We start from the raw sequence: 13,126 nt of genomic DNA, 5'->3' as shown, positions 1-13,126 counted from the left end.
GAACGACCCCCGGGAACGATGCCGGCCGGGGCGGTCGGACCGGCGAAAACGGGCAGACGGCCCGGCGGGGGTGACCCCCCGACGACACGGACACCGAGAGCGAGGAGTCGTGATGACCGAGTACGGGTTCTTCCTGTCCTGCGAGGAGTTCACCCCGCAGGAACTGATCCACCAGGCCGAGCGGGCGCAGGCCGCCGGGTTCACCCGGCTCGCGATCTCCGACCACTTCCACCCGTGGAACGAGGCGCAGGGCAACAGCGCCTTCGTCTGGTCGATGATCGGCGCGCTCTCGCAGGCCGTCGACCTGCCCGTCACCACCCTGGTGACCTGCCCCACCGTCCGCCTGCACCCGGCGGTCACCGCCCAGGCGGCGGCCACCTCCAGCGTCCTGCTGGAGGGCCGGTTCACCCTCGGCGTGGGCACCGGCGAGGCGCTCAACGAGCACGTCCTGGGCGACCGCTGGCCCTCCTACGAGGAGCGCGCCGAGATGCTGGAGGAGGCGGTCGAGGTGATGCGCGAGCTGTTCACCGGCCGCCAGGTCAGCCACCGCGGCCCGCACTACACCGTCGACAACGCCCGGCTCTACACCGCGCCCCCCGGCCGGCTGCCGATCCTGGTCTCCGGGTTCGGCCCCCGGGCCGCCGCGACGGCCGCCCGGATCGGCGACGGCTTCGTCACCATGACGCCCGACGCCGACCTGATCGCCGTCTTCCGGGACGCGGGCGGCGCGGGCAAGCCCGTGGTCGGCGGACTCAAGGTCTGCTGGAGCACCGACCGGGAGAAGGCGATCGACGAGGTGCACCGCCGCTGGCCGACCGAGCTGCTCCCCGGCGAACTCGCCCAACTGCTGCCCACCCCGGCGCACTTCGAGCAGGCCAGCGAACTCGTCACCCGGGAGATGGTCGCCGACGCCGTGACCTGCGGCGACGACGTCGAGGCGCACGTCGAGGCGGTCCGCGCCTACGAGCGGGCCGGCTTCGACGAGGTGTACGTCGGACAGATCGGCCCCGACCAGGACGCCTTCTTCGACGCCTACCGGGACCGGGTGCTGCCCGCCCTGCGGGGCGCCGCGGCGGACGCGCACCGGCCGCTGGAGACCCCGGAGGCCCGGATGACCGGGGAGGGCGCCCCCGCCCCGGACGAGCGCACCAAGGACGCCGGGGACGGCCCCGAGTTCGCCCGCACCGATTCCGGACAGTGAACCGGACGCAACGTGCATGACCGGCGGCCGGCCGGTTAGACGGTGGTTGTTCGATTCCAACGTTCGGAAGGCAACGTCGTGACCAAGGCCTCTCGCCTCCCCGGCGCGCAGACGCACCACTGGGACTGGCAGCTCGAAGGCTCCTGCCGCACCGTCGGCAGCGAGGTCTTCTTCCGACCCGCGAACGAGGGCCGCGCCGAGGCCCGGGAGCGCGAGCAGGCCGCGAAGCGGGTGTGCGGCGGCTGCCCGGTCCGCCTGGAGTGCCGCCGGTACGCCCTCGCCACCCGGGAGCCCTACGGAGTCTGGGGCGGCCTGACCGAGGACGAGCGGCGCGCCCTGCTGGTGCGCCGCGAGCCCGCCGCCGCCCGGGTCATCCCCGTCGCCGCCTGACCGCGACGACGCCACGAGGGCCGACCGGACCCCGGTCGGCCCTCGGCGTTCCCGGCGGCCCGGTCCGGACCGCCTGCGGCCGGGGCCGGACGACCGTCCGCACCCCCGCCTCCTCGACCGGCAGGTAGGGCGCGCAGCGGGTGATCTCCAGCACCCGGCGCACGCAGGGCGCCGGGGAGCCCAGCGCCAGCGCCACCCCGAGCACGCCCGCCGCCTGCCGGGCCCGCAGCAGGGTGTCCAGGGCGGACGAGGTGAACAGCTCGACCGCCCGCAGGTCGACGCAGAGCCGGGCCGGACGGGCCCGCAGTCCGTGGTGCAGGGCCAGCGCGAAGGCGTGCTGGTTGTCCTGGTGCAGGGCGCCGACCAGGGCGCACCGGACGGTGCCGCCGGTGCGCCGGGTCTCGATCCGCAGATCGGGGGCGTGCACCACGGCCGTCCGGTCGGTGCGCCGGGTCACCTCACGGCGCCGACCGCGGCACCGGCCGGAATCGCGGCGGCGGACCGGGCGTCAAGCCCGGAGCGGGGGGCGGGCAGCGACTCGGACCCGGTCGGCGCCTTCGCCACCGCGGCCCCCAGGATCTCCCACAGCGCGACGGCGTTGCCGCGCAGCTGGTCGGCCACCGGCGCGCCGTCCTCGGCGGCCGCGAGGTAGGCCCGCACCCCGGCGATCGCGTACCGCAGCTGCGGTGGCAGGTCCCGGTCGGCGCCGGCGCCGGCGGTCAGGACCGCGGCGAAGTGCTCAAGTCGCGCTCGGGTCAAAGCCTCCACCATCATCGCCTCCAGGCACCGGTGCGGGAGACCGGCAGGTCCCACTGTCCCCGCACACCCAACATGCGTCAATGAATGCACGAAAATTATGTCATGCATGGCGAGTCGTGAAATCCACTACCTATCCTGGGGCGGTGGAGCGAACCGCCGAATCCAGCCGCCAGTGGACCTTCCTGACCAACCACGCCAGGGTGCTGATCCAGATCTACCGCGACCCCGGCATCCGGGTGCGCGACATAGCCGCCCGCTGCCTGCTCACCGAGCGCGCGGTGCAGCGCATCATCGCCGACCTGGAAGAGGCCGGGTACCTCACCCACGAGCGCCGCGGACGCACCAACCACTACCGCGTCATCGACGGCCAGCTGCGCCACCCCGCCGACGCCGGGCCCACCATCGCCGAACTGCTCTCCGCCCTGCTCACCCCGCCGGTCACGCCCTGACCGGTCACACCTGACCGGTCACGCCCGACCTGCCGTCGACCCGCTGTGTCGACCCGCCGTCCCGTGCCCGGCCGTCCCCCGATCCGCCGCCCGCGCGGGTCCGACCGGAAAACGACCGTCCCGGCCCCCGCCCCCGGAGGGACGGAGACCGGGACGGGTGCGGGCGCTCAGGGCGCCTGGCTGTCCGCGGCCGGCGGCTCGGGCTCGTCCTTCCGGCCGTCCTCGGCCTTCGCCCGCACGTCGGCGGGAGTCGGCGCGGTGATCTCGCGCTCCTCGGCCGACCGCTCGCGCACGCTCTCCTCGGGTGCGTCCTGCGCGGCCCGGTCCTTGCCGTCCTGCGTGGTCATGGCTGTTCCTCTCCGTCTCCGACTGGGACACCCGGCGGCTACCCCCGACCGGGGCCGTCACACCGGTCCGATCGGGTGAACCCGCGCGCCGGGCCCGGCGGCCCGGGCCCGGCGCCGCCCTCAGTTCCGGCCCGCGGGCCAGGTGCCCGTCACCCGCCGCCAGGCGACCGCCCCCGACCGGTCCAGGACCGCCTTCACCAGCGCGAACAGCGCGCCCTGGAGGGCGGCGGCGGTCAGCACCTGCCGCCAGCCCCGGTCCTCGTCGGTCGCGTTCGGGGTGTCCTCCTCGTGGGCGATCCGCCGCCACAGCCGTTTGAACACCGCCCCGGCCAGCACCCCGCCCAGCGCCCCCACCAGCATGCCGACCGGCTTGTACACCACCACTGCCGCGTTCACACCCGGCCTCCTCTCCTCCCGGCCCGCCGCCGGACCGCCGGGCCTCCCGCGCGGCTGCCCGACCGCCCCACCCGCAAACGACCGCCCCACCCGCAAACGGACCGCCTCCGGGAAGCGGGGCGCTCACCGCCCGGCGCGGTGCCCCCCGGACCGGCGCTCCTCGTGGCGCAGCAGCAGGGAGGGCAGCACCAGCCAGGTCAGCGCGAAGTAGGCGAGCCCGGCGGCGGAGACCACCGCGGCGAGCACGGCGTTGCCGGTCGCGGTGCGCAGCAGCAGCAACAGGGCGCAGCCGATGGTCAGCGCGAGCAGGGTCAGCCCCAGCCCGAGCAGCCGGGAGCCGGTGCGGATCAGCACCGGCTTCAGGTCGTGCCCGGCCAGCAGCCGGTGGAAGGCGACGGGGGCGATCAGCGAGGCGGTCGCGCAGGCGCCCAGGATGACGGTGGCCGTGTAGAGGTTCCGGTCGAAATCGTCCAGCGAGCCGAACCGCGGCGTGAAGGCGACGCTCAGCAGGAAGCCGAACAGGATCTGGGCACCGGTCTGGGCGACCCGCACCTCCTGGAGCATCTCGTCCCACTGCCGGTCGGCCCGCTCCTGCGGGCTCTCGTCACGGCCGGGCCCACCGCCGGGGGCCGAGGAGTCACTCACTGGGGTCCTTTCGATCGTCACGCCCGAACCGGGGCGCGGGCCCGGGCCGATTCTCGCCCCGCGCCGGGCTCCGGGTTCCGCACCCGGGCGCCCGCGGGGTCGTGTCGCGCCCCGGGGAGCGGCTGCCCGGCGGGCCCGCGCCCATGCCGACCCGGCGTGGGCGGCGGCCGACCGGGCATGCGAGGGGATATCCGACCCGACCGGAAGGCCCGTCCATGGACAGTGCGGAACGGCACGTCAACGACCACCGCGCGAAGGCCCTCCAGCGCTTCCCACGCCACGAACGCCGGGGCGAGGCCCGGCTGCCCGCCGTACTGGCCACCCTGACGGCCGTCCTGCTGTACCTGGCGCTGCCCGAAGAGCTGCTGGTCGTCCCCCGGTTCGTGCTGCCCGCGCTGGAGGTGCTGCTGCTGATCCCGCTGATCGCGGTCAACCCGCGCCGGATGACCCGGCAGAACCGCTTCTCCCGCATCCTGTCGCTGGTCCTGGTCGCCCTGATCGGCATCAGCAACCTGGTCTCCCTCGGCCTGCTGGTCAAGGCGATGGTGACCAGCCAGGCCCAGGAGGGCGGCCCGCTGCTGCTCGCCGCGCTCCAGGTCTGGGCCACCAGCATCATCGTCTTCGGCCTGGCCTTCTGGGAGCTGGACCGCGGCGGCCCGGTGGTGCGCACCCAGGCCGACCGCTCCGAACTGCCGCTCGCCGACTTCCGGTTCTCCCAGGACGAGAACGACGACGCCGTCGAGGAGGTCGCCGACAGCTCCTCCCGCACCAGCGACTGGGTGCCCACCCTGATGGACTACCTGTACGTCTCGGTGACCAACTCCACCGCCTTCAGCCCCACCGACACCATGCCGCTCTCCACCCGGGCCAAGGCCCTGATGGCGATCGAGAGCATCGCCGCGCTGATCACCTCGCTGCTCGTCATCGCCCACGCGGTGGGCGTCCTCGACCAGTAGCCGCGCCGCCGGACGGGGGACGCCGGGCCGCCGGACCCGGGAGGACCGCCCGCCCGGCGGAACCGGCAGCCCACGACCGACCGTCCTTCCCGGGCATGAGCGACAACACCTTAGGACGACGCGGACTCCTCCGGACGGCGGTCGCGGGAGCCGCCCTGCTGCCGGTGGCCGGAGCCGTTCCCGCGGCCGCCGCCGCGGGCGAGCCGCAGCAACCGGGCGGCGGCGAGACGGCGTTCACCTGGCTGGGCAACAGCGGCTGGCGGATCGAGGGCAACGGGAAGACCGTGCTGTTCGACCCGTACCTCACCCGCTACCCCACCCACGGATTCGACCCGAGGACCCCGCTGACCGTCGACCCCGCCGCGGTCGACCCGCACCTCGGGACACCGGACCTGGTACTGGTCAGCCACAGCCACTGGGACCACGTCAACGACGTCCCGCACATCGCCACCAGCCGGGGCGTGCGGGTGGTCGGCACCGCCACCACCTGCCACCTGCTCCAGGCGATGGGCGTGGACCCGGCCCAGCTGATCGTGGTCAAGGGCGGCGAGGTGCTCGACTTCGGCGGGTTCACCGTCCGGGTGGTGGCCAGCCTGCACAGCCGCAACGCCAAGCACCGCTACTGGGCGCCGGGCACCCTGACCGCGCCGCCCGCGCAGGCCCCCACGACGATCGGCGAACTCGTCGAGGGCGACACCCTGGCCTTCCAGGTCCAACTGGGCGACGGCCCGCAGACCCTGCTGACCGGGGCCAGCGACTTCGTCGAGCACGCCTACGCCGGCCTGCGCCCCGACGTCGCGATGATCGCCGTCGAGAGCACCGCCCGCACCACCCACCGGTACGTGCCCCGGCTGCTCCAGGCGCTCGACTTCCCGCGCACCGTCGTCCCCGTGCACTGGGACGTCTTCGAGACGCCGCTGACCGACCCGGCCGTCCAGGACCCGTCGATGGACCTGGACGGCCTGCTCACCCAGGTCCGCACCCTCGCCCCGCGCACCCGGCTGATCCGCCCCGAGCACCTGGGCACCCTGCGGCTGCGCGCCTGACCCGCCCGGCGGCGCCGGCTACCGGACCTCGATGCCCACCAGACAGGTGTCGTCGTCGGTGTCGGCGCCGCTGAAGCGCAGCAGGTGGTCCAGGTGGGCGTCCAGGGCGGTCGCGCCCTCGCGGGGGGCGGCCTCGGAGAGGCTGACCAGGTTGGCGAGCGAGGCGTGCAGCCCCTGGTCGCGGCGCTCGATCAGACCGTCGGTGTACATCACGATCCGGTCGCCCGGCGCCAGCGCGATCTCGCTCTCCTGGTAGTCGGCCTGGTCGATCACGCCCAGCAGGATGCCGTCCACCTGCGGCAGGCACTCCGCCGCCCCGCCGCGCAGCAGGACCGGCGGCAGGTGGCCGGCCCGGGCCCAGCGCAGCAGGCGGCGCTCCGGGTCGTACAGGCCGCAGACCGCGGTGGCCGTGACGTTGTCGGTCAGGTGGTGCGTCACGCTGTTCAGCCAGGCCAGCAGCTGGGCCGGACCGGCCCCGGTCGCGGCCAGGCCGCGCAGCGCGTTGCGCAGCGCGACCATCCCGGTGGCCGCCTCGATGCCGTGCCCGGCGACGTCGCCGACGCACACCAGCACCTGCCCGGAGGGCAGCGGCAGCGCGTCGTACCAGTCGCCGCCGACCAGGTGGTCCTTCTCGGCCGGGCGGTAGCGCACCGCCACGTCGAGGTTGTTCAGCGTCCGCGACCTGACGCTGGGCGGCATGATCGCGTGCTGGAGCTGGAGCACCAGCCGGTGCCGCTCGGCGACCTGCTGCTCGCTCTGCGCCAGCTGGTCGCGGGTGGCGGCCAGCGCGACCTCGGTCCAGTGCTGCGCGGAGACGTCCTGGTAGGCGCCGCGGATCGCGCTGATCTGCTCCAACCGGTCGTGGACCGGCTCGGCCACCACCCGGATGTGCCGGGTCACCCCGTCCGCCCGCAGCAGGCGGAAGGCCGTGGACGCCGGGCGCCGGTGGTGCAGCAGGGTGCGCAGGAAGCGGCCCACCGCGTGCCGGTCGTCCGGGTGGGCGTGGTCGGCCAACCGCTCCAGCGCGATCGGCCGGTCGGTGGCCGGCAGGCCGTACAGCTCGAACAGCGTCTCGTTCCAGGCCACCTCGCGGGTGGTCAGGTCCTCCTCGAAGCCGCCGATCCGGCCCAGCCGCTGCGCGTGGTGCAGCAGCCGCGCGATCTTCGGGGTGCTGTCGGCCAGCCGCCACAGCACGGTGACGTGGTTGCCGTGCCGGCTGATCGACACGTACGCGTCGGTGGTCAGCGGCACCCCGTCGACCAGGGCGGCCAGCCGCATCCGGGGGTCCTTGAACGGCGCCCCGGTGGCGTGCACGTCCTCCACCGCCTCCAGCAGGTTGCCCTCCTGCGCGGCCAGCGGGTACGCCTCCAGCAGCGGGGAGCCCACGATCGCCCCGGTCGGGCGGCCCGCGAAGTCCACGAACGCCGGGTTGGCGTAGCGGATCACGAACCGCGGCGGGAAGGCGTCGTCGGCGGGCTCCAGGATCATGCACGGGTCGAGGATGCCGTCGACCAGCCGGCCCAGCTCCTCCAGCCGCCCGGCCCCCGGGGCGTCGTCCGGCGCGTCCCCGGTCCAGGTCTCCAGGGTGGCCGCGCACAGCTCGGCCAGCGCCTCGAACTGCCGGTGCAGCGACTGCGACCACCGCGGCAGCTCGTCGCGCCAGCACACCTCCAGCACGCCGATCAGCCGGCCGCCGACCCCCGCCGGCACGGCGACCCGGCCGCCGCCGGCCTCGTGCTGGCCGATCGAGGGCACCGACGCGTCCGCCAGGGTGCGGTACGTCACCGGCCCCCGCTCGTCCAGCGCCCGGCGGGCCGCGGTGACCACCCCCGGCGGCACGTGGCGCCACCGCCGGGCCTCCGCGTCGGCGAAGCCCGCGCTGCCCGCCAGCGCCAGCGACAGGTCCGGCCGGGCCGCCCAGATCGCCACCGCGACCGCGCCCAGCGGCCGCAGCGCGTGCTCCAGCATCGCGCGGGCCGCCGCCGCCGCGTCGGTCGCGCTCAGCGCGTCCGCCTCGGTGTTGCGCAGCCGCACGCCGACCCGCTGGGACGCCGGGTTCGCCGCCCGCGCCACGAAGTCCTGGGCGGCCTCGGAGATCTTGTCCGCGGCGGCCTGGTTGACCAGGCCCGCCGCCAGCTCCAGCGGGGTGGAACCGGCCTGCCCCGCCAGCAGGTCCAGCTGCCGGGCGGCCTCGGTGGGACCGCAGCGCAGCCGCTCCACCAGGATGCCGACCGCCATCTCCACCACCGACCGCCCCGCGGCGTGCGCCTGCGCGTCGTCCAGCTGCCGGCGCAGCTCCTCCACGGTGCCGGCCAGCCGCCCGAGCGCCCCGTCGACCGCCGGGTCGTCGCCCGCCGGGTCGTGGCCCGCGGGGTGGCGGCCCGCGACCGGGCCGTCCGGCGCCGCGAACGGCACGGTCGGCAGGAGGGGCGCGGACGGGGCGGGGCGCTGGGCGCCGATCAGCCCGGACCCGGTCGGCGTGGTCGGCAGGCCCTGGTCGGGGTGCGGCTCCCGGGACTGGTGCACGGCGTGGACTCCTGCGGCTCTGCTGGACGGACGGGGGACGGGCGGGGGAGCGGGGCGGCTACTCGGTGAGCTGGGCCTCGATCCGGCCGATCAGCTCACCGGCGTCGACCGGCTTGGTGATGTAGTCGCTGGCCCCGGAGGCGAGGCTCTTCTCCCGGTCGCCCACCATGGCCTTGGCGGTCACGGCGATGATCGGCAGCGCCGCGTACCGCGGCATCGCGCGGATCGCCGCGGTGGCGGTGTAGCCGTCCATCTCGGGCATCATCACGTCCATCAGGATCACGTCGATGCCGGGGTTGGCGGCCAGCGTCTCCAGCGCCGCCCGGCCGTTCTCGGCCTGGAGCACCCGCATCCCGTGCAGCTCCAGGATGCCGGTGATGGCGTACAGGTTGCGGTCGTCGTCGTCGACGACCAGCACCAGGCGGCCGCTCAGCGCGGAGTCCACCCCGGCCGCCTCCCAGGTGGCGTCCTGCGGGGTGCCGCGCACCAGCGGCACGTCGCCCGGGTGGTCGGCGCTCATGTGCAGGGCGATCCGCTCGCGCAGCTCGTCCAGGCTGGAGATGACCTCCAGCGGCCGGGCGCCGGCCCGGGAGAGCGCGTCGGCGTCGCCCGGCGTGCCGCGGTTGCTGTGCACCAGCACCGGCACGCCCTGGAGCGCCGGGTCGCGGTCCATGTCGCGCAGCAGCGCCGGGGCGGCGCCGTCGGGCAGGTCGAGGTCCAGCACCACGCAGTGCGAGGGCGCCGAGGCCAGGACGGCCGCGGCCTCCGCCGCGCCGACCGCGGTGACCACCTCGACCCGGCGGCGGCCCTCCTTGGCCCCGGTCAGACCGGCCGGCTCGGCGGTGGCGTTCTCGGCGACCAGCGACAGCAGGCCGCCCTGGCGGTCCTCCACCACCAGCAGGCGGCGCGGCTGGAGCGCCGCCGCGCCCTCCTCGGAGACCTGGTGCGGCAGGTCGGCCGCCACCGGGCCGCCAACCGCCGCGTCGGCGCGCGGACCGGCCTCCAGGGCCAGGAACTCCGGCCGGGTCACCGGCAGGAACAGCGTGAAGGTGCTGCCGCTGCCCAGCACGCTCTCGGCGGTGATCGCGCCGCCGAGCAGGTAGGCGATCTCCCGGCTGATCGACAGGCCCAGGCCGGTGCCGCCGTACTTGCGGCTGGTGGTGCCGTCGGCCTGCTGGAAGGCGCCGAAGACGGTCTCCAGGTGCTGCGGCGCGATGCCGATGCCGGTGTCGGAGACCCGGAAGGCCAGCACCGGGCCGCCGCGGCGCACGCCCTCGGGGATCTGGTCCTCGGGGGCCATCCCGATCCGCAGCTCGACCCGGCCGCGCTCGGTGAACTTCACCGCGTTGGAGAGCAGGTTCCGCAGCACCTGGCGCAGCCGGTAGTCGTCGGTGACGATGTCCTCGGGCACGTCCGGGGCGGTGCGCACGGTGAAGGCCAGGCTCTTCTGCCCGGTCAGCGGCTTGAAGGTGGCCTCGGCGTACTCCAGCAGGCTGCGCAGCGCGACCGGCTCGGGGTTGAGGTCCATCTTCCCGGCCTCGACCTTGGACAGGTCGAGGATGTCGTTGATCAGCTGGAGCAGGTCCGAGCCGGCCGAGTGGATGATGCCCGCGTACTCGACCTGCTTGGCGGTCAGGTTCCGGGTGGGGTTCTGGGCGAGCAGCTGGGCCAGGATCAGCAGGCTGTTGAGCGGGGTGCGCAGCTCGTGGCTCATGTTGGCCAGGAACTCCGACTTGTACGTCGAGGCCAGCGAGAGCTGGTGCGCGCGCTCCTCCAGCTCCTGCCGGGCCTGCTCGATCTCCAGGTTCTTGGTCTCGATGTCCCGGTTCTGGGCGGCCAGCAGGGCGGCCTTGTCCTCGAGTTCCGCGTTGGACGCCTGGAGCTCCTCCTGCCGGGCCTGCAACTCCTGCGAGCGGACCTGGAGTTCGGCGGTCAGCCGCTGCGACTCGCCGAGCAGTTCGTCGGTGCGGGCGTTGGCGACGATCGTGTTGACGTTGACGCCGATGGTCTCCATCAGCTGGTCCAGGAAGGCCCGGTGGACGGCGGTGTACGGCCGGACCGAGGCCAGCTCGATGACGCCGAGCACCAGCTCCTCGACCACGATCGGGACGACCAGCAGCGACAGCTCCTCGGTCCGGCCCAGGCCGGAGGAGGCCGCCAGGTAGCCGGAGGGGAGCGTCTCGACGGCGATGGTGCGCCGGCTGCGGGCGGCCTGGCCGACGAACGACTCGCCGAGCCGGAAGCTGGTCGGCCGCTCGCCGTCCGGGTAGGCGTACGAGCCGAACAGCCGCAGCACCGTGCCCCGGTCGCCCTCCTCGGCCAGGTAGAACGCGCCGACCTGGGCGCCCACCAGCGGGGTGAGCTCGTCCATCACCGCCTCGGCGACCACCGCGAGGTCCCGCTGGCCCTGGAGCAGACCGGAGAAGCGGGCCAGGTTGGTCTTGAGCCAGTCCTGCTCCTCGTTGGCGCGGGTGGTCTCGCGCAGCGAGCCGACCATCGCGTTGACGTTGTCCTTGAGGTCGGCGACCTCGCCGGAGGCGTCCACGGTGACCGAGCGGGTCAGGTCGCCCGCCGCGACGGCGCTGGTCACCTCGGCGATCGCGCGGACCTGCCGGGTGAGGTTCCCGGCCAGCTCGTTGACGTTCTCGGTGAGCCGCTTCCAGGTGCCGGAGACGCCCTCCACCTCGGCCTGACCGCCCAAGCGGCCCTCGCTGCCGACCTCGCGGGCGACGCGGGTGACCTCGGCGGCGAACGAGCCGAGCTGGTCGACCATGGTGTTGATGGTGGTCTTGAGCTCCAGGATCTCGCCGCGCGCGTCGACGTCGATCTTCCGGGTCAGGTCGCCGTTGGCGACCGCGGTGGTGACCTGCGCGATGTTGCGGACCTGCGACGTCAGGTTGTGCGCCATGAAGTTGACGTTGTCGGTGAGGTCCTTCCAGGTGCCCGCGACGTTCGGCACCCGGGCCTGGCCGCCGAGGATGCCCTCGGTGCCGACCTCGCGGGCCACGCGGGTGACCTCGTCGGCGAACGCCGAGAGGGTGTCCACCATGGTGTTGATCACCCCGGCCAGCGCGGCGACCTCGCCCTCCGCCTCGACGGTGATCTTCTGGCTCAGGTCGCCGCGGGCCACCGCGGTGGCGACCTGCGCGATCGAACGGACCTGGCCGGTCAGGTTGGACGCCATCACGTTGACGTTGTCGGTCAGGTCCTTCCAGGTGCCGGAGACGCCCCGGACGGTGGCCTGGCCGCCCAGGTTGCCGGCCGTGCCGACCTCGCGGGCCACGCGGGTGACCTCGTCGGCGAACGCGGAGAGCTGGTCGACCATCGTGTTGATGGTCTCCTTCAGCTCCAGGATCTCGCCCCGGGCGTCCACCCGGATCTTCTGCGTCAGGTCGCCCTTGGCGACGGCCGTGGTGACCTGGGCGATCGCGCGGACCTGGGCGGTCAGGTTGTCGGCCATCACATTGACCGACTCGGTCAGGTCGCGCCAGGTGCCGGACACGTCGCGGACGTCGGCCTGGCCGCCGAGCCGGCCCTCGGTGCCGACCTCGCGGGCCACGCGGGTGACCTCCCCGGCGAACGAACTGAGCTGGTCCACCATCGTGTTGATGGTGTCCTTCAGCTCCAGGATCTCGCCGCGCGCGGTCACGGTGATCTTCTGCGACAGGTCGCCCTCGGCCACCGCGGTCGCCACCTGGGCGATCGCGCGGACCTGGCCGGTCAGGTTGCCCGCCATCGAGTTGACGCTGTCGGTCAGGTCGCGCCACGTCCCGGAGACGCCCTTCACGTCGGCCTGGCCGCCGAGGATGCCCTCGGTGCCGACCTCGCGGGCGACGCGGGTGACCTCCCCGGCGAACGAACTGAGCTGGTCCACCATCGTGTTGATGGTGGTCTTGAGCTCCAGGATCTCGCCGCGCGCGGCGACGTCGATCTTCCGGGTCAGGTCGCCGTTGGCGACCGCGGTGGTGACCTGCGCGATGTTGCGGACCTGGGTGGTGAGGTTGCCCGCCATCGCGTTGACCGAGTCGGTCAGGTCCTCCCAGGTGCCGGACACCCCGGGCACCACGGCCTGGCCGCCCAGCTGCCCCTCGGTGCCGACCTCGCGGGCCACCCGGGTCACCTCGGAGGTGAACCGGGACAGCTGGTCCACCATGCCGTTGAACACGGTGGCGATCTCGCCCAGCAGCCCGTCCGAGTCACCGGCCAGCTTGGTGCTGAAGTCACCGTCGCGCACCGCGGTCAGACCCGCCAGCAGCAGCCGGAGTTCGGCCTCGCCGATCTGGGATCGGACGGCCGCCGCGTCCGGTTGCGGGTTCCGCGACGTCGTCGAGCCAGCCATCGAAAGCTCCGCCTCCTGCCACGCCCCGCCGTCCGGCGGGGCAACCGATCAAGCGCACGGGCTACCTGGAAC

The 13,126-nt window shown here is 74.2% G+C and carries 12 protein-coding genes; 5 read left to right on the top strand and 7 right to left on the bottom strand.

What is annotated here, in order from left to right; all coding sequences use genetic code 11:
- The first annotated feature begins 112 nt into the window (after window positions 1-112).
- Window positions 113-1,201: a TIGR03557 family F420-dependent LLM class oxidoreductase gene (locus ACIQVD_RS22800; RefSeq protein WP_400680459.1), complete on the top strand. Its 1,089-nt coding sequence runs from the start codon at window positions 113-115 to the stop codon at window positions 1,199-1,201.
- A gap of 78 nt (window positions 1,202-1,279) precedes the next feature.
- A complete protein-coding gene (locus tag ACIQVD_RS22795) occupies window positions 1,280-1,591 on the top strand; it encodes a WhiB family transcriptional regulator (RefSeq protein WP_400680461.1) in 312 nt (103 codons plus the stop codon).
- On the opposite strand, the gene ACIQVD_RS22790 is transcribed toward ACIQVD_RS22795, so the two are convergent.
- Entirely contained in the window at window positions 1,572-2,048 is a 477-nt protein-coding gene (locus ACIQVD_RS22790; RefSeq protein ID WP_402291406.1) for an STAS domain-containing protein, read from the bottom strand. The two genes, ACIQVD_RS22795 and ACIQVD_RS22790, sit on opposite strands and share 20 nt — an antisense overlap.
- Window positions 2,045-2,350, bottom strand: coding sequence for a hypothetical protein (locus ACIQVD_RS22785; protein WP_400680464.1), 306 nt, complete (start codon window positions 2,348-2,350; stop codon window positions 2,045-2,047). Before ACIQVD_RS22785 ends, ACIQVD_RS22790 begins: the two co-directional genes overlap by 4 nt.
- 143 nt (window positions 2,351-2,493) lie before the next feature.
- Here ACIQVD_RS22785 and ACIQVD_RS22780 point away from each other — a divergent pair, with 143 nt between their 5' ends.
- Window positions 2,494-2,799, top strand: coding sequence for a helix-turn-helix transcriptional regulator (locus ACIQVD_RS22780; protein ID WP_400680467.1), 306 nt, complete (start codon window positions 2,494-2,496; stop codon window positions 2,797-2,799).
- A 167-nt stretch (window positions 2,800-2,966) separates the two neighbouring features.
- On the opposite strand, the gene ACIQVD_RS22775 is transcribed toward ACIQVD_RS22780, so the two are convergent.
- The 3 genes from ACIQVD_RS22775 to ACIQVD_RS22765 form a co-directional block, all read right to left on the bottom strand.
- Window positions 2,967-3,146: a hypothetical protein gene (locus ACIQVD_RS22775; RefSeq protein ID WP_100834753.1), complete on the bottom strand. Its 180-nt coding sequence runs from the start codon at window positions 3,144-3,146 to the stop codon at window positions 2,967-2,969.
- 120 nt (window positions 3,147-3,266) lie between these two features.
- The gene (locus ACIQVD_RS22770) at window positions 3,267-3,542 is read right to left on the bottom strand and encodes a DUF4235 domain-containing protein (protein ID WP_100834752.1); all 276 of its coding nucleotides are present in this window, start codon (window positions 3,540-3,542) and stop codon (window positions 3,267-3,269) included.
- 123 nt (window positions 3,543-3,665) lie between these two features.
- Window positions 3,666-4,187, bottom strand: a complete 522-nt coding sequence (locus ACIQVD_RS22765) for a DUF6328 family protein (protein WP_400680470.1) — start codon at window positions 4,185-4,187, stop codon at window positions 3,666-3,668.
- A 215-nt stretch (window positions 4,188-4,402) separates the two neighbouring features.
- On the opposite strand from ACIQVD_RS22765, the gene ACIQVD_RS22760 reads away from it, so the two are divergent.
- Window positions 4,403-5,143 carry a hypothetical protein gene (locus ACIQVD_RS22760; RefSeq protein ID WP_400680473.1) on the top strand — a complete coding sequence of 247 codons (741 nt, stop codon included), beginning with the start codon at window positions 4,403-4,405 and terminating at the stop codon, window positions 5,141-5,143.
- 95 nt (window positions 5,144-5,238) lie between these two features.
- Entirely contained in the window at window positions 5,239-6,189 is a 951-nt protein-coding gene (locus ACIQVD_RS22755; RefSeq protein ID WP_402291403.1) for an MBL fold metallo-hydrolase, read from the top strand.
- An 18-nt stretch (window positions 6,190-6,207) separates the two neighbouring features.
- Here ACIQVD_RS22755 and ACIQVD_RS22750 read toward each other — a convergent pair whose 3' ends face one another.
- Window positions 6,208-8,715 (bottom strand): SpoIIE family protein phosphatase, encoded by a 2,508-nt coding sequence (locus tag ACIQVD_RS22750; protein WP_400680478.1) that lies wholly within the window; start codon window positions 8,713-8,715, stop codon window positions 6,208-6,210.
- Between the two features lie 58 nt (window positions 8,716-8,773).
- Window positions 8,774-13,054 carry a HAMP domain-containing protein gene (locus ACIQVD_RS22745; protein ID WP_400680480.1) on the bottom strand — a complete coding sequence of 1,427 codons (4,281 nt, stop codon included), beginning with the start codon at window positions 13,052-13,054 and terminating at the stop codon, window positions 8,774-8,776.
- Window positions 13,055-13,126: the final 72 nt, after the last annotated feature.

It is taken from the genome of Kitasatospora sp. NPDC090308, assembly GCF_044769485.1.
In the GTDB taxonomy this organism is placed as follows: Bacteria; Actinomycetota; Actinomycetes; order Streptomycetales; family Streptomycetaceae; genus Kitasatospora; species Kitasatospora fiedleri.
This window is presented reverse-complemented; position numbering and strand designations above follow the sequence as displayed.

Excerpts from the sequence above, each read along its gene's own strand:
- ACIQVD_RS22775 (WP_100834753.1), bottom strand. The coding sequence starts at position 3,146 with ATGACCACGCAGGACGGCAAGGACCGGGCCGCGCAGGACGCACCCGAG.
- ACIQVD_RS22800 (WP_400680459.1), top strand. The coding sequence starts at position 113 with ATGACCGAGTACGGGTTCTTCCTGTCCTGCGAGGAGTTCACCCCGCAG.
- ACIQVD_RS22745 (WP_400680480.1), bottom strand. The coding sequence starts at position 13,054 with ATGGCTGGCTCGACGACGTCGCGGAACCCGCAACCGGACGCGGCGGCC.
- ACIQVD_RS22755 (WP_402291403.1), top strand. The coding sequence starts at position 5,239 with ATGAGCGACAACACCTTAGGACGACGCGGACTCCTCCGGACGGCGGTC.
- ACIQVD_RS22760 (WP_400680473.1), top strand. The coding sequence starts at position 4,403 with ATGGACAGTGCGGAACGGCACGTCAACGACCACCGCGCGAAGGCCCTC.